Genomic DNA, 21,031 nt, shown 5'->3' with positions numbered 1-21,031 from the left:
TATCCACAGATTCCGGGGATATTCAGAAAGATAACCCTGTGGACAAAAAATGAAGATCCGGATTTATCCCGTCTGTTCAACAGGTTATGGTGACAGTGTGCAGTCTGGTGCCTCAATGCCATGCCGCGACGACAGTCTGCGGATCAAACCATGCGCCCATGATGGAAACGGTCCATGACCGGCATGACCACCAAGTCTGGCCGGGTCACGTACCCGGCATGATATGACTGCACGGGAATGGCCCATGGTCCATGATCATCGAGGCAGGATCGCCCGCAGGCGGACCATCCCCCGGCACAACCCGCCCCCGGCGGATGGTCGCAGTCGCGTCAGTCCAGGTTCTGTATGCGCCTTGCCTGCCGGGCATGCTGGCGCAGCGTCTCTGCCAGGCCAGCCTGCAGGGGCTGGCCATTTTCCACCAGTACCTTGCCGTTTACGATGGTCGTGCCCGCTACTACCGGCCCGCAGCGCAGCCACGCCTCGACCGGATCGGTCATCGCACCTGCCATGGCAACCTCCGTCGCCTGCCATATCACCAGATCCGCACAGGCACCCGGCCGGAGGTGACCGATCTCATCCTCCCATCCCAGGCAGGTGGCGCCGCCACGGGTCGCCATGTCCAGTGCGTCACGCGCACCCATGGAGGCCGGCCCGTTGCGGATGCGCCCCAGCAGCATCGCATTGCGTGCTTCCATCCACATGGAGGCATGGTCCGTCGTGGCCGAACCGTTCGTACCAAGCCCGACCTGCATGCCCTGCTCGCGCAGGTGCATCGCATCGGCGCTGCCATTGCCGATCATCATGTTTGAACTGGGGCACTGCACCATGCTCACCCCGGCACGGGCAAGACGGGTGACCTCGGATGAGGACGGGTAGATGTAATGTGCCACCCATGCGCGCGGCGTAGCCCAGCCCACCCGTTCGAAATGTTCGGTAGGGGTGCAGCCATATACACTCAGGCTGTAATCATCCTCCTCCATATCTTCCGCAAGGTGAGTATGAAGGCGCAGGTCATCACGCTCCGCCATGGTCAGGCAGTCGCGCATGATCTGTTCCGATGCGGAAAAAAGCGAGACCGGACCAAGCGCCAGCCGCCCCATTGCCCCGGGCGCGGGATCATGGAACGCACTGACCAGCCGTTCGCAGTCGGCCATGATCGTATCCTCGTCCTGCACCAGATCTGCGGGGGGCAGGCCTCCGTTTTCCTCCGAGCGGGTCATGCAGCCCCGCGTGGCATAAAAGCGGAAACCGATCTCGCGCGCGGCACGGAACTGGGCATCGATCAGTCGTGGACGCGGATGCACGTACATATGGTCCATGGACGTCGTGCACCCGCCCAGCAGCAGTTCCACCATGGAGATGTAGGTGGACAGGTACGTCGCTTCCTCATCCAGTCGGGCCCATAGCGGGTACAGCATTTCCAGCCATGCAAACAGCTTGCTGCGCGTAACGGGAGCATAGGCACGCGTCAGGTTCTGGAACATGTGGTGATGGGCATTGACCAGTCCCGGCGTGACCAGACGACCGCGCGCGTTTATGACCCGCGCGGCATCAGGACGTGGCTGTTCCGGGCCACCAACGGAATGGATGCGGTTCTTTTCGATCGCGATCCAGCCGTTGGCAATTTCCCAGTCACGGTCAAGGTATAGATGGGCATCACAGATCAGAATATCTATCATTACTTAACCAGGTTACTCCAGTCCTCTCGCAGGGGGCCTGCGTCTGTCTTCCCCCTGCTGCTCCGGTTGCCGGAGATATGAACGTCAAACATCACTTAAGTAATTTATGTATGTATTTTTTCGGAACATGCCATCATCACGGCAGCATGTCCATATGTATAGACAAGAATATTTTTTGGAATACAGGACAAGACAACCCCGGATTGTAAAAAGTTAAAGAAATGCAGTACGGAAATTGTCTGTTCTGCTGTTCATATTATGAACATTTAATAAAGCCGACACATAATTCACTCATCATCAGGCACCATGTGATCGTCATGAACGGGATCAATCAAGGAATTGTTTAATTTGGACTTAACAGGCCATAAACTTTATACGACATGGATGGCGATATTCAGCCATTCCCTGACTATTTCCACGCCCTTCTTAGGCATTATTTCCTATACCATAAGTCCAGCAATACAGTACATATCCGGTCTGGATGAAAAACCCTTCGCAAACCCGACCGGGGTATTTTAACGTAAAGGTTTTCTGTAACTGTTATATTAACGATGATGGAAAATTACCTGTTTCCCTTCACTTCTTTTATTGGGAAATATTTCATGAATGTGTTTGAAATCAGGCATACGGCCATTAAAGCATGAAATGCGGACCGCTCCCGCTTTGAACAGGACGAATATAGTCTCGTATAATCAACAGACTGATAATAAATATTCACTGTTCTTCTCCTACTGGCTACTTGTGGTTGCAATTCCGATCCAAAAAATCACCACTTCGCTGTTATGTGATCGCAATCTCCCTGGCCTGCACCTCTGGGGCTCCCATCCTGCGGCCGGGCCGGTTGCGGCTATTGCATGGCACGGAGTGCTATTTTATCCTGGCTGGCACATTTTGCAGGCAGGTCCGCAATCAGGCGGCGGGAGACCCGACATGACGGAACAGACCAGTGCAACGCGGTTTCTTGCCAGCCATGGCGTACCGTTTTCGGTGCATGACTATGAATATGCACCTGGCGGCGGGCTGATCGGCATGCAGGCGGCATCCTCCATCGGGGTGGACCCGGCCTGTGTGCTCAAGACACTGGTGGTGGAAGTGGACCGCACCATCCCCGTCTGCCTTGTGGTGCCCGCCGACCACAAGGTCAATTTCAAGAAAGTGGCGGCCCTGTTCGGCGGTCGTAACGCACGCATGATGGCACCGGAAAAATCCGCTGCGCTGACCGGCTTCCGCTCCGGTGGCACCAGCCCGTTCGGACAGGCGACGCCCCTGCCCGTCGTGCTGTCCGATATCGCGATGGACCAGCCCCATGTCTATATAAATGCAGGCGACCGGGGGCTGGTGGTACGCATCACCCCCGTCGATGCGCAGAAGGTGGTGGACGCAAAGGTAGCCGACATTTCAGCCCCACCTGCCCCTGCGGCAGGATAGACACTTCCGGCCCCGAATGCATACTTGGCTGCCTGCGCGTTCCGTGTCGCGTCAAGCCGATATCCCGCCGCCTGGATTGCTGCTATGCGACGGGCATGAACACGACTCTGTCCGCCCGTCTCCTGCCTCTTGCCGTGACGACGGCCATCCTGTCCTGGGCCAGTGCCTATCCCGTGGTGCGGATCGCGCTGCGTGACATGCCGCCCGTACCGCTGGCGTCCATACGCTATGCCCTGGCGGCAATCATTGCCATTGCCTGGCTGGCATACAGGCGTGCCTCCCTTCCCGCAGCGCGGGATGTTCCCCGGCTCGTGGCATGTGCGGGTATTGGCATTTCGCTATACAACAGCCTGTTCAATGCGGGCGAGGTGACCGTATCGGCCGGGGCGTGCAGCCTGCTTATTGCATCCGCCCCGCTCATGACCGCGCTGATCGCCATGCCGGTGCTGGGGGAGCGGCTGACCGGCTGGGGCTGGATCGGTTCCCTGCTCAGCTTTTCCGGGGTGGGCGTGATCGCGGCGGGACAGGCCGGGGGTATCGCATTCGGCTCCGGCGCGATGCTGGTGCTGGCTGCGGCACTGTGCTCGGCCACATACATCATCCTGCTCCGCCAGCTCCTGCATCGTTATGACGGATTGACCTGCATGGCCTACATCCTTGTCATCGGTGCGGCGCTGCTGCTGCCCTGGCTGCCACGGGCATGCGCAGCCATGGCCCATGCGTCATGGTCGTGCAGGGGGGCGGTGTTCGAACTGGCCATCTTTCCCGCGGCCCTTGGCTACGGGGCATGGACGTTCGTGATCGGGCAGATGGGGGCGGCGCGCGGGTCGGCGCTGCTGTACACGCTGCCACCGCTTGCCATGGTGCTGGCCTTCATGCTGACGGACGAGGTGCCGAGCCTGCGGACCCTGTGCGGCGGCATGATCGTGATGGCGGGGGTTCTGGTCATGAATACATGGGGGCACCCCACACGCGGGCGGGCGGCACCAATCAAAAATTAATATCTGTGCCACATAAACCCTGTCCATGACTGATGACAGGGATGCATGATGGCTGTTTCCTCCACCAATGCGGAAATGGCTGCCCGATGGGCCGTGTTCGACCCCGCCTGGTACTGCGCGCGCTATGCCCCGGTGCTGGACATGATGGGGGTGGACGCCGCGTCCGCGCATGAGTTCTATGACACGCATGGCGCGACGCTGGGCCATTCGCCCAATGCGTTCTTTGATGAAATTTGGTATTGCGCCACTTATCCCGAAGTGGCCGATGGCATAACGCAGGGCGCATGGCGCAGCGGATTTGCGCATTACCTGCAGGTCGGGTTGCGGACCCACAGCCCGCACTGGCTGTTTGATGAACAGGCCTATCGCGCCACCTATCCCGATGTCACGCTGGCCATGATGGACAGCCAGGGCTACCGCAACGGCTATGACCATTACCTGCGCGCGGGTGATGGCGAAATGCGTACCGGATCCTGCTTTTTCGATCCGGCAGCCTATCTTGCCCTCGTGCCTGGAAGCGGGCGGGATGCCGCGGCCCACCCATTCGTGGATTACATGCTGCGTGGCATGCCCACCGTCATGGACAAGGCGGTATCGGTGTATTTCGACGCGGAATGGTATGTCCAGACCTATCCCGGCGTACAGGCGGAAATGGAGCGGGGAGAATGGCAGAGCGCCCTGCACCACTATCTGTGCAATACAACCCCCGTTGCGTTTGACCCGGGGCCATTCTTTTCGGAATCCTTCTACGGTGCCGTCAATCCGGATGTGCTGGCTGCGGTGGAATGCGGTGAACTGCGCAATGGCTACGCCCATTTCCTGGCTGACGGGGTGTTTGAACAGCGCAAGCCATGCTCCATGTTCGATCTGGCGGAATATATGCGCATTCCCGCGGTCCAGGCGGACATAGCAGCCGGACGGGCACGCGACGGGTTTGGCCACTATCTTGTCACCCGCCCGGACCTACGTCCGCCCCCGCCCCCCCCGGTGACGGAGGAGCAGGCGCGCGCCCTGTTCCGCCACATGTGCGCGGTGCGCCTGCCGCTGCTGCTGGGTGGGCGGATCGACTTCAGCAGCGATGCGCCGCCGGAACTGAGCGTGATCATCATCGCCCACAACCAGTTCGCCATGACCATGTCCACCCTTGCCTCCCTGCGGGCGAACCATCACGGCCCCATGCAGGTACTGGTGGTGGATTCCGGTTCACGTGATGGCGTGGCCAGCATCGAGCAGCATGTAAGAGGGATCGAGGTCCTGCGCTTTGCGGGCAATATCGGCTTCCTGCGCGGATGCAACGCGGCGCTGGCACGGGTGCGCGCGCCAGCGACCCTGTACCTGAACAATGACGTGGACCTGCAGTTCGGCGCGATTGCCAACGCGCTGGCCCGTCTCGGGGCGGATGACACGACGGGCGCCGTGGGTGCGCGGGTGGTCCGCACCCATGGCATGCTGCAGGAAGCGGGCAGCATCATATGGCGCGACGGCTCCGTACAGGGCTACATGCGCGATGCCCATCCCGCCGTGCCGGAGGCCGGGTTCGTGCGCGCGGTGGATTTCTGTTCCGGCGTGTTCCTCATGGTGCGGACGGATGTGCTCAGGGTGCTGGAGGGCTTTGATGAAGGCTATGCCCCCGCCTATTTTGAGGAAACGGACCTGTGCGTAAGGATACGCATGCTGGGCTACACCATAATGTACGACCCTGCCGTCTGCCTGGTGCATTATGAATGCGGCACGTCGGATTCCACCAGTGCCGCCAGGCTGATCGCCCGCAACAGTGCACTGTTCACCCGCACCCATGCCCGCCCCCTGCGGCGCAAGCTGCTGCGCCATGACGCGCTACAGGCCCGTGCGCGTCATGCCGATGGTGGCCAGCGGCACATCCTGTTTATTGAGGACAGGCTGCCCCTGCGCCACCTAGGCTCCGGGTTCACCCGCTCTAACGATATCATCGCCACGCTGGCTGAACTGGGCTATCAGGTCACGGTCTATCCGATCTTCCGCCCCATAGAGGACGCAGCGACACTTGCCGCATCGTTCCCGCCCGGCGTGGAAATCATCCATGACCGCGAACTGCCCGATCTGCCCGATTTCCTGAATGCGCGGGCAGGGTGCTTTGACGCGATCTGGATCGCACGCACGCACAATGCCGCGCGTGTGGCCAGCATCCTCAACAATGCCGCAGCCTTCCTTCCAGACGCATCATCGTGGATACCGAAGCCATAGCCGCCTGCCGGGATGAGGAACAGGCCCGCCTGCACAACCTGACCCCTGCCCAGCCATTCGCCCAGCGACTGGAGGCGGAACTGCGGCCACTGTTCCTGGCCAGCCGGGTCGTGGCCGTGACCGGGGCCGAGGCAGACCTGCTGCATGAGGCCGGGTTCGATAATGTATCGGTGCTCGGGCACATGCAGGTGCCCCGCGCCACCGGGCCGGGATGGGCCGCGCGGCGTGATATCCTGTTCCTGGGTGCCGTGCATGACCGGGCCGCGCCCAACCTGGACTCCCTTGCCTGGTTCAGTGGTGAGGTACTGCCCCTGCTGCTGGCATCGCTTGGACCGGATATACGCCTTGGCGTGTGTGGCCACGTAAACCCGCGCGTGGATCTGGGGCCCCTGCGCCGCCATCGCCACGTCAACCTGCTGGGGCAGGTTGCCGATACCGCGCCTGTTTACGACCATCATCGCGTATTTGTGGCCCCTACCCGCTTTGCAGCCGGTATTGCCTACAAACTGCATGAGGCGGCGGCAAATGGCCTGCCTGTGGTCGGCTCGCACCTGCTGTGCCGACAGGCAGGCTGGCAGGACGGGCAGGACATGCTCTGCGCTGACGTGACAGACCCCGCCGCCTTTGCACAACAGGTCGTCCGGCTCTATCAGGATCACGAACTGTGGGATACGGTGCGTGACAACGCGCTCAGGCGCATTGCCACGGAACACACACCGCAGGACTATCGCGCCCGCATGGCCGAAATCATGGAGGCGGTGTTCACGCAGCACGGCTGAAGGCACAGGCCGCGCAGGGAGACCCCATGGACCCGACATGTGATATTTCCTTTGCCCCCGGCATGGACCCGGCCATGCATGCCCGCGTGCTGGCCGCCCCCCATTTTCGCCGCTGGCATGAAGGCATGCGCGCCCGCTTCACGCTGCGCCATGTCATGGTGCGCGATGCAGTGGCCTTTGGCCCCACCCGCATGGGCTTCATACTGGTCGAGGCCGACGCCCTGCATGATGGCCAGCCCGTACCCGGTCTCGCACTACTGCGCGGGGATTCCGTATCCGTCCTGCTGGTGCTGAAATGCCCCGGTTACCCTGACCGCACCATACTGACCTGCGAGGCCCGTGTTCCCATTGCCCGGCCTGACCTGCTGGCGCTGCCGGCCGGCATGCTTGATGGTGGTGCGTTCGAAAGCACCGCCCTGCGCGAACTGTCGGAAGAAGTTGGCGCCGACCTGCGGGTGCATGAGCGTGATCTTGTGGCGCTGACGCAGGTCTGGCTTTCACCCGGCGGGTGTGACGAGGCGATCGGCCTTTATTTCGCTGAACTGCATATTGATGAGCCCCTGGCCCGTCGGCTCGCTAACCGCCAGACCGGCCTTGCCAGCGAACATGAGCACATCCGGCTGCATGTGATCGACCTTGACCATTTGCCCCATATCGGCATGACGGATGCCAAGACCCTGCTCTCATGGCATCTGTACCATGCGCGACAATAGATCATCGCTTTTTCTTGTTGACACAACCCCGTGAGGAATAGCATAAGGGTAGGAAGCAGACTGTCTAGTACACCTGCTTCTTGGACGTTTCCTCCCTAAACTCAGCGGTGCATATGCACCGCTTTTTTTTATCCTTTTTTTATAGAGATTTCACATAACTGTACATCATGTAGTATAGTCCTTCATTAGTTGTAACGAGAGACGGGAAAAAAGCACGATGAGCGGTATCTTCAATGACGTCATGGGCAAGCTGAGCGATCTGGCTGATTCGACAGGCCTGTCGCAGCAGGTGCATTCCTACCTGTCGCAACTGCTGACCCCGGCGACCATCACCTCCCTGATGACCCAGGCGGATCAGGCCGGACTTGGGGACAAGGTCCGCTCATGGATCGGTGATGGCCACAACCTGCCCATCTCGACCGATGAACTGCGCAGCCTGCTGAGCAACCAGCAGGTGCAGGCCATGGTGGACAAGACCGGCCTGCCCGCGGCAACCATCCTGCCGGTTCTGGCCCACCTGCTGCCGGAAGCCGTCAATACCCAGACCCCGGCGGGCGAGCCCCCCAAAACGGCATGACCAGCCAGCGGGACCGCGCCCCGGCCGGTCCCGCACCGTTCATTCCGCCGCCTGCTGCGTGGCCATCATCCCGCCATGCCGCACAATGCTGGTCACGACATCCATCAGCACGGTCTGGAGCGATGTGAAGCCGGCATGCGGCTGCAGGGTCGTCTGGTCCATGTACAGGGCACGGCTGATTTCAAGCTGCAGCGCCTGTACGCCGCGGCGCGGCCGACCATAATGACGGGTGACATACCCCCCTGCAAACGGCACGTTGCGCGCCACCGCATAACCGTGGCTGGTCAACGTGTGTTCCACGATACCGGTCAGTTGCGGCGTGCATGCCGTGCCCCATGCATTACCCAGCACGAAATCAGACTGCCTCCCCCGCCCCGGTGCTACGGGCATGGAATGGGCGTCAAGCACGATACAGCGGCCATGATGCGCCAGCCTGTCATGTACAAGGTGCGCCAGCGCATCATGATAGGGCTGCCAGCAGGTACGGATACGGGCCTCGGCTTCACTGAAGGGGAGCGCGCGGGGATAGATCGGCCCATCACGCGAGACAATCCGCGCGATGGTGCCAAAACCGGCACGCACCTTGTGACTGGTGGTGTTGCACCAGTCGGGCAGCGGATCACGGAACATGGTGGGATCCAGTTCCCATGCTTCGCGGTTGGCATCGCAATAGGCACGGGGAAAGGTTGCATGCAGCAGGGTCGCTCCCTGCCGGGGGGCGCCTTCGAACAACTGCTCCACATAACAGTCCTCGCTCCGGCGCAGGGCGTGGGCGCCAAGCCGGGACATGCGTAGAAACGCGTCGGTGTAATTCCGTCCCGAATGTGCCGATGCGACAATAAGCGGTGCCTGGGCCCCGTCTGGCTCCACGATATGGAACGGAGGAATGGCGCATTCGCTCATGCGGTCCACCCCATGCCCTGGCGGACAGGCAGCCACATGCGGAACGGGCAGGACCATGGTGAAAAAGCAGGACGGCACATGGCTGCCATAGGGACAGCAGGCTGCTTTTTGGTCAATGTGATTTTTTTCAAAATGGGGGTTGCATGCCCCTGAAGGGATGAGTAAAAGCCTGTTCACCGATGCTGCTGGTGGGCGCATAGCTCAGCGGTAGAGCACTACCTTGACATGGTAGGGGTCACAGGTTCAATCCCTGTTGCGCCCACCAACAGCATCCGTGAAACAGCCAAAAACCGATGGTATGCGCGATAATCCCTTGGAGGGGTTATCCATTTGTGTCTATTCCTGTCTACGGAAATTTGTCCCGATCTGTGGAAAATCCGTGGAGTATTTTTGGCTTGTACCCACGGCGCATCCCCTTATAAAACCCAACCCACGACATCTGACATGGCATTAGAGTGTACGTTCCCACGTACATGCCGATGCGGGAAATGCCATCCGTGTCAGTGTACCGGGGGATGTTTCCAGTAACCGGAACAGGCGGCATTACAGAGTGGGCACATGAAGCCGGTGCGGTATCGCTCCATTGGGCTGGAATGCGCCGCATGCAGACGCCAGACGGCTGGTGTGGTGCATGCGGTCGAAGGTAGCCTTGTGCTTTTTGCTTCCATCTCCTTTTTCCTTTTGCACGCGTATCCTGTAAGGCAGCCGGGTTAAATTCCCCTCAGCGCTGTGCCGTTGCCCAGTCGGGGGCGATATGGACCGGCACATCGGTCAACGCTGGCAGCGGCGCGCGGCCACGAATCATGTCACTTGCCTTTTCGGCCATCATGATCGTTGGTGCGTTCGTATTGCCACTGACAATCTCGGGCATGACCGACGCATCGACCACCCACAGACCCGCAAGGCCATGTACCCGGCACGATCCGTCCACAACCGATGATCCATCGGCCCGGGGCCCCATGCGGCAGGTACCGACCGGATGATAACACGTCTCGATGCCCTGACGGACCCAGGCATCGATTTCCGCATCGGTCTGGACCGATGGTCCGGGCTCAAGTTCCGCACCACGATAGGGGGCAAGCGCAGGCTGGGCCAGAATCTCCCGCAGCAGCCGCACCGACTGGCGCAGGTCATCCCGGTCACGTGGGTCCTGAAGGTAATTGAACACGATAGAGGGCGGCATGGCCGGGTCCGCTGAGCAAATACGGACATGGCCCCGGCTTTTTGGCCGCATCAGGTCGATATGGACCTGATAGGAGTGCTCCCCCACATCATCAACCGAGCCCGGACGGATTGCAATCGGCATGAACGTGACCTGCAGGTCCGGAAATTCCACCCCGGCGCGCGAACGCAGGAAGCCCCCGATCTCGAAATGGTTCGATCCGGCATTGCCCTGGCCGCCCAGAAACCAGCACAGACCGGTTGCGATCTTTCGTATTCCGTGACTGGCGCCATAAAGCGATACCGGGCGAAGGCAGCGATGCTGGATCACGATATCCGGATGGTCATTCAGGTTCGCGCCTACAGCCGGCAGTTCATGCCGTACCGCCACCCCTGCACGATGGAGGTCATCCGGCGCGCCGATGCCCGAAAGCTGGAGGAGCTGGGGCGATCCGATCGCACCGCCCGACACGATCACGCCGTGCCGTGCCTGCGCCACGACGGACTGGCCGCCCCGGACATACAACACCCCGGTGGCACGACCGCCCTGGATATTGACGCGACTGACCTGCGCACCGGTCAGCACCGTCAGGTTCGGTCGCGCCATGGCGGGATGCAGATAGGCCCGGGCGGCACTCCACCGCCGCCCCCGGCGCGTGGTCCGATCGATCCGGCCAAAGCCTTCCTGCCGTTCCCCGTTGACATCGCTGCTCAGCGGATAGCCGGCCTCTGCCGCTGCCTGAAGAAAGGCCGAACCCAGCACGGTAGCAGCCGGATCGGGCGCCTGTACGGCCAGTGGGCCATCCCCCCCATGCCATGGGTCCGGTCCGTGCATATGCCCCTCCGCCCGCCGGAAATAGGGCAGCACGTCCGCATAACTCCAGCCACGGAGACCACCCTGCGCCCACAGGTCGTAATCACGGGCATGGCCACGGATATAGACCATGCCATTGATGGACGAGGAACCACCCAGCACCCGCCCCCGCGGATGCGAAAGGCGGCGTCCGTCCAGATAGGGTTCCGGATCGGAGACATACGCCCAGTTGAAACGATCGGAGGACAGCAGGCTGCCCATCGCTGCCGGCATATGGATGCGCCAACTCCGGTCCGCAGGGCCTGCCTCAAGCAGCAGTACCGTGCAGGCTTCATCCTCGGTCAGCCGCGCGGCAAGCACGCAGCCCGCCGATCCACCGCCGATGATGACATAGTCGTAGCTGGCCTCACGCACCGGAAGAACCATTGATCGCGCGGTGGCACAGGTGGTGGAAATGCCGCACGAGCAGTTCGCTGCGGTTCGTGACGCCATCACCGATAAGGTAGACACCATGCTGGTAGCCCAGTGAACGCAGCCCCTTCTGGGTGGTGACGTTCAGCCTTATGTCCTCTGGCCCCAGATCCTCGTTCATCCAGCGCACGCAGGCCTTTGTCACCTCGGACTGCGCGCGCCCCTTCGGGCCGTAATAGCCAAAGCGCAGGGTGGACGTCTCGGGGCCGGTCGGTGTCATGATGAACGTGCCGACCATGTCCGCATACGGGAATACATAGAGCGTGGCATTTGGCCACAGACCGAAATTGAAGAACCCGTCCGTCTGCCATGTCGCGCCTTCCAGCGGTACGCCATAGGCCTCCGTGGTGCCTGGCTTCGGCGGTCCGATATAGGTCCACCACTCGCCATGCGGGGTCAGCCGATATCCGGAAAAGTCGATCAGCTTCGCCAGCTGCTTGTGCTCGGGTCCCGAATATTCGAAATGATAGCCTTCGATCGAGTTCTCCTGGATCACCTTCCAGTTCGCGGCGACGGGAACATCCACCTCCTCGATCAGTTCCAGCGTGTCCAGATCCGGCATGTGGGAACGGATCAGCACTTCCGCTCCGGGCGCCATTTCCGTGATCGGTTTCGCCCCGTCGTCGAGATTGACGAAGATGAAGGATGCAAAGACCTCGACCCGAACGGGCACGAGTCCGAAGCACGACCGGTCGAATCCCGGTATCGCATCGGTCTTGGGTGCGCCCCGCAATGCGCCGTCGGTGCCATATGTCCATGCGTGATATCCGCAGACAAAGGCGCTGCTCACGCCACGTCGTTCTTCCGTCAGGCGGTTGCCGCGATGGCGGCATACATTATGGAACGCCCGGATCACGCCATCGGCACCACGGACGACAATCACGCTCTGGTCAATGATGTCGAGTGTGACGAACGCCCCCGGCCCGTCCAGTTCATTGATATGCGCGACAAGCTGCCACGATTTGTAGAAGATGTCCGTACATTCGCGTTCGAAGATGTCGCGGTCATAAAAAAAGCGTGCCGGCAGGGAAAACCCCGCCTTCTGCGCCCCGGCATCCCATGTCAGATCCGCACCGTCCATGCCTGCTTCTCCCGTGCTGTCGTGATCGTGTGCCGGTCCCGTCATGTGTCCGGCTTATGTTGAGAGTGACGTGCGTCATTGACCGATCCGTGCAATATTGCGTCATTCCGATGTCGAAATATGGTACGGTGAGATTTTCTTACGGAAGATGCCCATGCGGAACGTATCGGTGATCCTGCTGCCCGGCTTTTCCCATCTCGGCCTTGCGGCGGTAACCGAACCCATGTTCGTCGCAAACTGGCTGAGCGGTCGCGACGTGGTGAAATGGACCCTTGCCTCGCTTTATGGCCAGCCCGCCATGGCAAGTTCCGGATCAGTGGTGGCCGTGACCAGCGGGCTGCCGCTGCATGACCGGTCCGACAGCATCTTCGTCCTTGCCAGCTTCGACGCCCACCGTCCGGGATGTGACCGGCGCGTTCTTGATGTTCTGCGGCGTGGGGCGCGGTTTGGCGCCGAACTGATAGGCATCGAGAACGGTACCGTGGCCCTGGCCGAAGCCGGTGTGCTGGCCGGACGCAGGGCCGCCGTGCACTGGGACAATCTTTTCGGATTTCGTGAGGCCTATCCCGCACTCAGCCCGGTCGATACCCCGTGGCTGCGCGACGGATCATGCGTGACCTGTGCGGGCGGTGGCGCTATCCTGGACATGATGACCGCATGGCTTGGCTGGCATCTTGGCGATACGATAGCAGGCGAAGTTGCCGATCACCTGCTGCCCGGGCGCAGGCAGGCGGTGTCCGCCCCTTCTCCGGCAGGGGACCCGGTCATTACCGGCGCGCGGGCACTCATGCGCGCGCACCTTGACGATCCTCTCACTTGCGCTGCAATCGCGCAGGCGCTTGGCCTGTCGCTACGCCAGCTTGAACGGCGGTTCCTGCGCCATACCGGGCGCACACCGGTGCAGGACTATCTGCTGATACGGCTGGAATGCGCGCACCAGCTTCTCCAGCAGACAGGTGTTTCGGTTACAGCGGCCGCAATCGCAAGCGGGTTTTCATCGGCTGCCTATTTTTCCCGGGTCTACCGCGCAACATTCGGGTGCGCGCCAAGCCATGACCGGCAGCAGAGTGTGAACGCCCCCGTCCTGCGCCGATACCCCGCACGGGGATGACAGGGGCAATAACCGCCAACTGGCGGAATGCGGAAGAAATGCCCGGGGAATGCCAGCAGGTCGCGCGCGCCGTACCAACCGGCCGGACGCAGTATATCACGATGGCCCGGATTGCGGGGCCGGGCCGGACGTGGGTATCGGAAGTCCCGCCCCGATGCCCGCGACACACTGCGCGAACCGGTCGCCCGCAACCCGCAGGTCGGGTGTGGCCATGGGCAGGATCTGGCGCGCGCACCGGCCATCGACCGAAACAGGCACATCGCCTGCAATGGTCACCCGCCGCACGATGCGCGGCTGGTTCCCGTAATCGTCAATGGCGTAATGCTGCGTGGCCCGGTTGTCCCATACTGCCACGTCCCCTTCACGCCAGCGCCAGCGCACCGTGTTTTCAGCCCGTGTTACATGCGCCTGGAAAATATCGAACAGATGACGTGATTCAGTGGAGCCAAGCCCCGAGAACCGGCTGAAGAATCCGCCAAGGACAAGCGCGCGTTCACCCGTGACCGGATGGACGCGGACCAAAGGCTGTTCCGCCTCATACACGGATGAGACGAATGCGGCATGATAGGCATCCACACCGGCATCCGGTTCGGTCTGGTTGGCGGCATAATCGTAGTCGTTGCTGTGAATGCCCCACAATGTGTCGGCCAGCACCCTGAGCGGCGGCGGGAGCCGGGCATAGGCCTCGACAGTGTTCGCCCACATCGTATCGCCTCCCGCTGGCGGGATCAGGACCGCACGCAGGATCGACGCGGATGGATAACTGGCCAGAAAAGTCATGTCCGTATGCCAGATATTCGCCTTGCCACCATGACGGGAGTCGAGTTCCAGCAGCGATTCACCCGACTGCGCGGGGGCCGTCGGGTGGTTGACCGGCATCCCCCACAGGCGCGCGAAGGTCTGGTGCGCGGCATCATCGAATGCGCTCTGGCCCCGAAAGAACAGTACTTTGTGACGGCCAAGCGCGTCATGCAGCGCGGGCAGGATGGCGCGCGCCCGTTCTCCGTCACGCGGCAGGTCGGCAAGTGCCACGCCCTGTACTTCCGCCCCGATCCGCCCCGCGACCGGGGTGATCGAAAGCGTGGCAACCGCGTCGATGCCGCCTGATGTATCCTGTATGGAACCGGCCATGTCTCACTCCTGCCTGTTTGTCATGATGTCGCGCTTTTCGTGCGCGGCGCATCGATATGACGTGGGAAATGGAACACTGTTTTACTGTCACGACATCGAAATGAAACGGGATGCTTCCTGATGCTGCGGGATATCGTGGAACCCGCCTCTTGCCTCCACGGTCAGGGCATGTCGATGTAGCTGTATCTGGCAACTGAAAAGGGAGATCGTGTTCCTGTCAAGCAGCATCGACACCCATCGCGATCCGCGATCATGCGCAGGGAAACGCATATGACAGAACCGGATACGACAGGCACGCCGAGACGCAGGCCAATACTGTCCCTGCCGTGGCCGGCCCTGGCTGGTATCGGGGCTGCCACGGCTGCAGCCCATATCGGCAACAATTTCACGACCTTCCTCATCGGCCGCCTGATCGACCGATACGGTTTCACTCCGGTGCAGATGGGTGTGTGGAGCATGACTGAAACCCTTTCCTATGCTGTCGCGATGTTCGTTGCCGCCCCACGCGCGGCGGCACTCAGCCCACGGATCCTGATGGGGGTGGCCGGCCTGCTGGTTGTGTCGGCGCAGTTCCTGTCCGCCACCACCGGTCTGTTCATGGCCCTTCTTCCGGGGCGAATCGTGACGGGACTGGGTTACGGTCTTGCCAATGTCGCGCTCAACCTTGCCGCCGGCCGCACCGGCCATCCCGCGCGCGCGCTTTCGGCCGGTATCGCCCTGCAGACCGCGCTCTATACCTTCGTCAATCTCACATTGCCCCTGATTGGCGTGCGGTTCGGGGTTACGGGCATGTTCGCGGCCCTTGCCGCCCTTTCCGCCTGCCTGTGCGCGGCCGCGCCCTGCCTGCCCGGTGGCCGGGCACCCACGGCACCCGATGCCACACGGATACGGTATCCACGCAGGATCTCACCGGCAGGATGGCGCATGCTTGTCGCCATGGCGCTTTTCACCTTCGGCTCCCTTGCGATCTGGCCATTCATGGAACGTACCGCCCATGCAATCGGCCTGTCCGCCTTCTATTACGGCTGCTGCCAGAGCATCGCGACGCTGGGCTGTGCCGTGGGCAACATCGTACTCGCGACACGGACCGGCCATGACAGGGGGAGCGGTCCGGTGCTGCTGTCGCTGGTCATCTGCGCCGTGTCATGCGCGGCACTGACGACCGTGTCCAGCGGCATTGCCTTTGCGCTTGCCCTTGTCATCTTCAATGTCAGCTGGTTCTTCGCCTATCCCCTCATGCTTGGAACCGCCTTTGCGGTTGAACCGGATGGGCGGCTTGCGGTCCTGTGCTCTGGCGTCTGGCTGCTCATGATGTCACTTGGTTCGCTCACTACCGGGGTCATGGCGTGGGCAATGGGCGGATATGGCGCGGTCGGACCTGCCGGAATGGTCATCTGTCTGGCTGCGGCCTTCACCCTTCGCCCACTGGTCCGCAAACTGGCCAGTACGCCCCCGGCGATATGAGCAGGTGCCATCAAGGTTCAGTATCCGGCAATTCCGCCACCATCCATCGGTAGTGCCACACCGTTCACGAAACCCGCCGCGTCCGAGGCAAGATAGAGAATGGCCGCGGCCACCTCCTCCGGCGTGCCGATCCGGCGCATTGGCGAATGGGCGCGCGCAGCTTCCACATACGCTTCGAAATCGCCGCTTGCCCGAGCCGCCCGCTCCACCATCTCGGTCCAGATGAAGCCGGGGCAGACGCAGTTTACGCGCACACGCTGCGCAAGTGCCACAGCCATGGCCCGCGTCATGTTCACGACTGCCCCCTTGGACGCGGCATAGGCCACCGCATTCGATGCACCGACCAGACCGGCATCCGAACCAAGGTTGACAATGCAGCCCTGTCGCGCCTCCAGCGCGGGCAAGGCTGCCTGCATGCAGAAAAACGTCCCGCCGACATTGACCGCCATGGTCTCGTCCCAATGCGCCTGTCCGATATCGTCAATTGCGATTTCGTCATACACACCAGCCGAATTGACCAGGACATCGAGACCGCCCAGCATCTCCACCGCCTGTGCCACGACCGCCGCACACGATGCCTGGTCGGAAACCGCCCCGATTGCAGGAACGTAGCCGTCCGCTCCCCAGGTTTGCGTAAAAGCGGTGAACGATGCCATGCTGCGTGCCCCGACCGCTACCCGTGCGCCGGCGGCACGGAACGCCCGGCACGTCGCGGCCCCGATGCCGCGTGCGCCACCCGTTACCAGGATACGCTGTCCGGTAAAATCATATGCCGGGCTGGCGCCCGCACCGGATCGCGACTGTAGCTGACTGATCATGTGACCCCTCTCCCCTCATCCACCGTCCGTGGCATCCTACAGACCGCACGGGCAGGATGTCATCCATGGGCGAAGGATCGTGGAACCGCCCCCGATGCACGCCGCAGGTTGATGACCATGGCGCCGGTACCGGGCATGCGGGGGCGGCCCCTCCTCCCCTATTGCACGGCGTTGTCATGCAGCATGAAGATACGGGCCGATGCCACGGCGGCAGGGCTGGGATGGCGGCATCATTCCTGTTACTGAAATACGATACTGTCTGGTCGAGGGCCTATGAAAAGATCGGTTTCCAGCGTCTCTCTTGATGAATTCGACCGTGCGATACTGCGCATCCTGCAGGTCAACAACCGCACCCTGCAGCGCACGATCGGCGAGCAGGTCCACCTTTCGGCTGCCGCCGTGCAGCGCCGTATCGCCAGGATGGGGGCCAGTGGCATCATTGCCGCCAATGTCGCGATTGTCGCGGCGGATGCCTTCATGCCCTCCATCAAGATCGTGGTCGAGGTCCATCTGAAAAGCGATGGCTCCGCCATGGTCGAGGCGACGAAGTCACTGTTCAGGACCATACCGGAAATCCAGCACTGCTATTACGTGACCGGGAATGGCGGTTTCATCCTGATCATGATCGTGCAAGACATGCCACGTTATGAAAAACTGGCCCGCGCCCTGTTTGCCGATAACGCGACCGTTGACACCTATCGCACCCTGGTGGTGCTGGACAGCGTCAAGACCAGCACCATGGTCGACATTCCCGAACTCGACTGACCGCTGCCGGTCAGGGGCGTTTCTCCTGTCCCGTATCCGGCATGGTCGGGGTAAAGAGGGAGAAGGCATCGTCATGCAGGGGTTCGACAAGCTCCTCGGTAAACGGTGTCGGGGTCTCGACAACCCTGGTGTCGGTGCCCCGGGGCCAGCACAGGGTATGGGCAATGCCCAGCCTGACCGGATCAAAGACAGGCTCGCGTGACCTGGCTTTCTGCGTATAGAAATCATTCAGGGCAAGAAGGGCCGGTCTTGCCAGAAAAACCAGGCACAGCATGTTGGTCCAGGCGAGGCACGCATAGCCAAAATCGCCCATGGCCCAGATCAGCGCGGATGGCCTGATGGTTCCGTTGAGCACGCTCAGGCACGTCACGATGCGCAGGACCTGCACGGCGAGCCTGTTTCGGCCATTGCACAGATAGGACAGATTTGTCTCGGCAATGTAATAGAAGGCAATCATCGTCATGAAGGCAAAGGCCGAGATCGCGAAGGTCACGGCTGGCGCGCCAAGACCACCGAACACGGAATTGACGGCAGCCTGCGCGAATGCGGGACCAGCCTCGACACCCGGCAGGTGGACCGTGATGGGGGTACCGCCGCCAAGAACATTATACTGCCCGGTGATGATGATCATCACACCCGTCGCCATGCATACGAACAGCGTGTCGATATAAATGGAAAAACACTGGACCAGCCCCTGCTGCGCGGGATGCGCGACATCGGCGGCGGCCGAACCGAACGTACCTTCCCCCACCCCTGCAACATTGGCGAACAGGGCCCGGCGGACCCCCCACATGATTGCCGACCCCACGATTCCGCCATAGACGGCATTCAACCCGAACGCACTGGACAGGATAAGGTGGATGGCACCGGGCAGCCTGCCCGCATTCGCGCCGATAATGACAAGCGCCATGAGGATATAGGCCCCGGCGATGAAGGGCACCATGTATTCGACAAAATGGATCAGCCGCCTGCGGTGACCGAATATGATAAAGGCCAGAAGCGATACGACAACCGCGCCGGTATAGATGGGATTGATCCCGAACGACGCAGCAACGGCCAGTCCGATATTGTTGGACTGGATGCCGGGCGCGAAAACCGCATACAGGCACAGCGCGATGAAGGCGGCAAACAGCGCCAGCCGTCGCACCCCCAGCCCCCTTTCGATATACCATGGAATCCCGCCGCAATAGGTACCGTTGACCCTGGCCTTGTAGATCTGCGCCAGCGTGGATTCCACATAGGCGGTTGCACCACCCAGTATCGCCATCGTCGCCATCCAGAACAGCGCGCCGGGACCACCCGCCGCAATGGCGGTGGCAACGCCCGCAATGCTTCCCACGCCCACCCGGCTTGATAGCGTGAGTGCAAGCGCCTGGAAGGAAGAAATACCCGCATCACCGGATTCACGGCTGGTGATGAGCCGTAGCATGTCCGGCAGCCCGCGCACCTGCAGGCCCCGTGTCCTAATGGTGAGGTACAGCCCGAACCCCAGCACGAAAAATACGAGCGGAGTCCAAAGGATTTCGTTGATGCGCGACAGCATTTCCATCACGGTGTACTCCCTGTCCGGGCTGCCGGTTCTTGCTGGCGGATGGCGGCATCACGGGTCCGTCCGTGGTTTGCGGGGGCAGGAACGGGTCGTGCGGCCTGATGGGCTCCACCCCTGCGGAACCTGTCAATGCCATAGGGTGAAAGATCGATTGCCGTCGGCCTGTCATCAAGCAGGTCGCCAATCAGTTCACCGGTAATGGCCGACTGTGTCAGGCCCAGATGACCATGCCCGAAGGCATAGAGCACGCGGGGACTATGGGGCGAGCGACCTATGACCGGCAGTGAGTCCGGTGTCGCGGGGCGGTGGCCCATCCATTTGTGGTTGTCGCGCTCGTCAAGGCTGGTGATATAGCGCCGCGACAGCGCCAGCAGCGCATCGCTGCGCCTGTAGTTGGCAGGGGCCTGCAGCCCCGCGAATTCCGCAGCGCCACCAATCCGCAAACCGACCGAAAGCGGGGTCGCCACGAACATTGCCTCCGCAAACAGGACCTCACGGCTGAGCCGGTGCGCACTGTGCGGCAGGGTCGTGTTATAACCCCGTTCACTTTCAAGCAGCGCCACATCACCCACCGTGCGGGCAAGCCGCGCGGCCCACGCGCCCGCGGCAACGAGAACCCGGTCGCCCCGCACCACCGTACCATCGGCAAGCCGGGCGCCGGCACCCCCGTCCTCTGCCATGACCAGTGCCGTGGCCTCGCCTGTGACCAAACGGGCGCCATGTCCGGCCAGATAATGGCGCAACCGGTCGACGATCCGGCGGGGATCATCGATATGGGCCCAGTCCTCAATCATGATGGCGCGCGCGAAAACCGGGGCCAGGCCAGGTTCCAGCGCGTGCAGTTCCTCCCGCCCCACTTCCCGCCACCGGACACCGCGCTCACGCCTGAACTGCCACGATGGCTGGTCACGCAGGAAGGCCCCGTCGGTTTCATAAACGCTCAGCGCGCCATTGCGGTGCAGGTCGCCCGACAGCCCCAGTTCGGCCAGCATCGCCATGAACGGGTCCAGCGCATGCTGGTTTAGCGCGGCCAGCGCATCCCCGATCCGCGCGAAGTTACCCTTCTGGCTGATCTTCCTCAACGCACGGTACCACGGCAGCAGCCGGGGGGCATGGGCGGGCCGGATGGCCAGCGGCCCAAGCGGGTCGACAAGCCAGCGCAGCGGCCGCAGGCCGAGCCCGGCAAGGCTGAGCGGAACACATTCGGAAACGGCAAGCCCACCGGCATTGCCATGGGATGCCCGATCTCCCTCGAAATCACGATCGATCAGGGTGACACGCCATCCGCGACGCTGGGCGGATAGCGCGCAGTTCAACCCGACAATGCCAGCACCAATTACAACCAGATGTGACATATTCTGCT

17 protein-coding genes and 1 tRNA gene are annotated in these 21,031 nt (G+C 61.8%); 10 read left to right on the top strand and 8 right to left on the bottom strand.

The features are described from left to right. Nucleotides 1–329 precede the first annotated feature (329 nt). Entirely contained in the window at nucleotides 330–1,679 is a 1,350-nt protein-coding gene (locus tag LDL32_RS02895; RefSeq protein ID WP_233064400.1) for an amidohydrolase family protein, read from the bottom strand. A 930-nt stretch (nucleotides 1,680–2,609) separates the two neighbouring features. On the opposite strand from LDL32_RS02895, the gene LDL32_RS02890 reads away from it, so the two are divergent. From LDL32_RS02890 to LDL32_RS02870, 6 genes are all read left to right on the top strand, one after another. Then, nucleotides 2,610–3,107 carry an aminoacyl-tRNA deacylase gene (locus LDL32_RS02890; RefSeq protein ID WP_233064399.1) on the top strand — a complete coding sequence of 166 codons (498 nt, stop codon included), beginning with the start codon at nucleotides 2,610–2,612 and terminating at the stop codon, nucleotides 3,105–3,107. Between the two features lie 95 nt (nucleotides 3,108–3,202). After that, nucleotides 3,203–4,108 (top strand): DMT family transporter, encoded by a 906-nt coding sequence (locus LDL32_RS02885; protein WP_233064398.1) that lies wholly within the window; start codon nucleotides 3,203–3,205, stop codon nucleotides 4,106–4,108. Nucleotides 4,109–4,156: 48 nt separating this feature from the next. Continuing rightward, nucleotides 4,157–6,331: a glycosyltransferase family 2 protein gene (locus tag LDL32_RS02880; RefSeq protein ID WP_370636627.1), complete on the top strand. Its 2,175-nt coding sequence runs from the start codon at nucleotides 4,157–4,159 to the stop codon at nucleotides 6,329–6,331. Beyond that, a complete protein-coding gene (locus LDL32_RS17975; protein WP_370636626.1) occupies nucleotides 6,313–7,110 on the top strand; it encodes a glycosyltransferase family 4 protein in 798 nt (265 codons plus the stop codon). Before LDL32_RS02880 ends, LDL32_RS17975 begins: the two co-directional genes overlap by 19 nt. A gap of 26 nt (nucleotides 7,111–7,136) precedes the next feature. Continuing rightward, on the top strand, nucleotides 7,137–7,823 hold the full coding sequence (locus LDL32_RS02875; RefSeq protein WP_233064397.1) for an NUDIX domain-containing protein: 687 nt from the start codon (nucleotides 7,137–7,139) through the stop codon (nucleotides 7,821–7,823). Between the two features lie 217 nt (nucleotides 7,824–8,040). After that, nucleotides 8,041–8,400 carry a YidB family protein gene (locus LDL32_RS02870; protein ID WP_233064396.1) on the top strand — a complete coding sequence of 120 codons (360 nt, stop codon included), beginning with the start codon at nucleotides 8,041–8,043 and terminating at the stop codon, nucleotides 8,398–8,400. A gap of 39 nt (nucleotides 8,401–8,439) precedes the next feature. On the opposite strand, the gene LDL32_RS02865 is transcribed toward LDL32_RS02870, so the two are convergent. Then, nucleotides 8,440–9,303 carry an N-formylglutamate amidohydrolase gene (locus LDL32_RS02865; protein ID WP_233064395.1) on the bottom strand — a complete coding sequence of 288 codons (864 nt, stop codon included), beginning with the start codon at nucleotides 9,301–9,303 and terminating at the stop codon, nucleotides 8,440–8,442. Between the two features lie 190 nt (nucleotides 9,304–9,493). Here LDL32_RS02865 and LDL32_RS02860 point away from each other — a divergent pair. Continuing rightward, nucleotides 9,494–9,568: transfer RNA gene (locus LDL32_RS02860), tRNA-Val, on the top strand. A 456-nt stretch (nucleotides 9,569–10,024) separates the two neighbouring features. Here LDL32_RS02860 and LDL32_RS02855 read toward each other — a convergent pair. Together LDL32_RS02855 and LDL32_RS02850 are read right to left on the bottom strand one after the other, a co-directional pair. After that, the gene (locus tag LDL32_RS02855) at nucleotides 10,025–11,770 is read right to left on the bottom strand and encodes a choline dehydrogenase (RefSeq protein WP_233064394.1); all 1,746 of its coding nucleotides are present in this window, start codon (nucleotides 11,768–11,770) and stop codon (nucleotides 10,025–10,027) included. Next, a complete protein-coding gene (locus tag LDL32_RS02850; RefSeq protein ID WP_233064393.1) occupies nucleotides 11,685–12,875 on the bottom strand; it encodes an aromatic ring-hydroxylating dioxygenase subunit alpha in 1,191 nt (396 codons plus the stop codon). Before LDL32_RS02850 ends, LDL32_RS02855 begins: the two co-directional genes overlap by 86 nt. A gap of 109 nt (nucleotides 12,876–12,984) precedes the next feature. Here LDL32_RS02850 and LDL32_RS02845 point away from each other — a divergent pair, with 109 nt between their 5' ends. Beyond that, nucleotides 12,985–13,941 (top strand): GlxA family transcriptional regulator, encoded by a 957-nt coding sequence (locus tag LDL32_RS02845; protein WP_233064392.1) that lies wholly within the window; start codon nucleotides 12,985–12,987, stop codon nucleotides 13,939–13,941. Between the two features lie 96 nt (nucleotides 13,942–14,037). Here the strand turns inward: LDL32_RS02845 and LDL32_RS02840 are convergent, their stop codons facing one another. After that, nucleotides 14,038–15,072 carry a TauD/TfdA family dioxygenase gene (locus LDL32_RS02840; RefSeq protein ID WP_233064391.1) on the bottom strand — a complete coding sequence of 345 codons (1,035 nt, stop codon included), beginning with the start codon at nucleotides 15,070–15,072 and terminating at the stop codon, nucleotides 14,038–14,040. A gap of 270 nt (nucleotides 15,073–15,342) precedes the next feature. Between LDL32_RS02840 and LDL32_RS02835 the strand changes: the two genes are divergently transcribed. Further along, nucleotides 15,343–16,536, top strand: coding sequence for an MFS transporter (locus LDL32_RS02835; protein WP_233064390.1), 1,194 nt, complete (start codon nucleotides 15,343–15,345; stop codon nucleotides 16,534–16,536). A gap of 17 nt (nucleotides 16,537–16,553) precedes the next feature. Here LDL32_RS02835 and LDL32_RS02830 read toward each other — a convergent pair whose 3' ends face one another. Beyond that, a complete protein-coding gene (locus tag LDL32_RS02830) occupies nucleotides 16,554–17,354 on the bottom strand; it encodes an SDR family NAD(P)-dependent oxidoreductase (RefSeq protein WP_233064389.1) in 801 nt (266 codons plus the stop codon). A 273-nt stretch (nucleotides 17,355–17,627) separates the two neighbouring features. On the opposite strand from LDL32_RS02830, the gene LDL32_RS02825 reads away from it, so the two are divergent. Further along, a complete protein-coding gene (locus tag LDL32_RS02825) occupies nucleotides 17,628–18,119 on the top strand; it encodes an Lrp/AsnC family transcriptional regulator (protein WP_233064388.1) in 492 nt (163 codons plus the stop codon). A gap of 10 nt (nucleotides 18,120–18,129) precedes the next feature. Here the strand turns inward: LDL32_RS02825 and LDL32_RS02820 are convergent, their stop codons facing one another. Then, nucleotides 18,130–19,668: a sodium:alanine symporter family protein gene (locus tag LDL32_RS02820; RefSeq protein WP_233064387.1), complete on the bottom strand. Its 1,539-nt coding sequence runs from the start codon at nucleotides 19,666–19,668 to the stop codon at nucleotides 18,130–18,132. Then, on the bottom strand, nucleotides 19,668–21,023 hold the full coding sequence (locus LDL32_RS02815; RefSeq protein ID WP_233064386.1) for an FAD-binding oxidoreductase: 1,356 nt from the start codon (nucleotides 21,021–21,023) through the stop codon (nucleotides 19,668–19,670). The genes LDL32_RS02820 and LDL32_RS02815 overlap by 1 nt, the downstream gene beginning before the upstream one ends. Between the last annotated feature and the right edge of the window lie 8 nt (nucleotides 21,024–21,031).

Source organism: Komagataeibacter sp. FNDCF1 (assembly GCF_021295335.1).
GTDB lineage: Bacteria > Pseudomonadota > Alphaproteobacteria > Acetobacterales > Acetobacteraceae > Komagataeibacter.
Note: the sequence above shows the minus strand (reverse complement) of the source record. Positions and strands in the feature narration are given on the sequence as shown.

Excerpts from the sequence above, each read along its gene's own strand:
- LDL32_RS02895 (WP_233064400.1), bottom strand. The coding sequence starts at position 1,679 with ATGATAGATATTCTGATCTGTGATGCCCATCTATACCTTGACCGTGAC.
- LDL32_RS02890 (WP_233064399.1), top strand. The coding sequence starts at position 2,610 with ATGACGGAACAGACCAGTGCAACGCGGTTTCTTGCCAGCCATGGCGTA.
- LDL32_RS02885 (WP_233064398.1), top strand. The coding sequence starts at position 3,203 with ATGAACACGACTCTGTCCGCCCGTCTCCTGCCTCTTGCCGTGACGACG.
- LDL32_RS02880 (WP_370636627.1), top strand. The coding sequence starts at position 4,157 with ATGGCTGTTTCCTCCACCAATGCGGAAATGGCTGCCCGATGGGCCGTG.
- LDL32_RS02875 (WP_233064397.1), top strand. The coding sequence starts at position 7,137 with ATGGACCCGACATGTGATATTTCCTTTGCCCCCGGCATGGACCCGGCC.
- LDL32_RS02870 (WP_233064396.1), top strand. The coding sequence starts at position 8,041 with ATGAGCGGTATCTTCAATGACGTCATGGGCAAGCTGAGCGATCTGGCT.
- LDL32_RS02865 (WP_233064395.1), bottom strand. The coding sequence starts at position 9,303 with ATGAGCGAATGCGCCATTCCTCCGTTCCATATCGTGGAGCCAGACGGG.
- LDL32_RS02855 (WP_233064394.1), bottom strand. The coding sequence starts at position 11,770 with ATGGCGTCACGAACCGCAGCGAACTGCTCGTGCGGCATTTCCACCACC.
- LDL32_RS02850 (WP_233064393.1), bottom strand. The coding sequence starts at position 12,875 with ATGACGGGACCGGCACACGATCACGACAGCACGGGAGAAGCAGGCATG.
- LDL32_RS02845 (WP_233064392.1), top strand. The coding sequence starts at position 12,985 with ATGCGGAACGTATCGGTGATCCTGCTGCCCGGCTTTTCCCATCTCGGC.
- LDL32_RS02840 (WP_233064391.1), bottom strand. The coding sequence starts at position 15,072 with ATGGCCGGTTCCATACAGGATACATCAGGCGGCATCGACGCGGTTGCC.
- LDL32_RS02835 (WP_233064390.1), top strand. The coding sequence starts at position 15,343 with ATGACAGAACCGGATACGACAGGCACGCCGAGACGCAGGCCAATACTG.
- LDL32_RS02830 (WP_233064389.1), bottom strand. The coding sequence starts at position 17,354 with ATGATCAGTCAGCTACAGTCGCGATCCGGTGCGGGCGCCAGCCCGGCA.
- LDL32_RS02825 (WP_233064388.1), top strand. The coding sequence starts at position 17,628 with ATGAAAAGATCGGTTTCCAGCGTCTCTCTTGATGAATTCGACCGTGCG.
- LDL32_RS02820 (WP_233064387.1), bottom strand. The coding sequence starts at position 19,668 with ATGGAAATGCTGTCGCGCATCAACGAAATCCTTTGGACTCCGCTCGTA.
- LDL32_RS02815 (WP_233064386.1), bottom strand. The coding sequence starts at position 21,023 with ATGTCACATCTGGTTGTAATTGGTGCTGGCATTGTCGGGTTGAACTGC.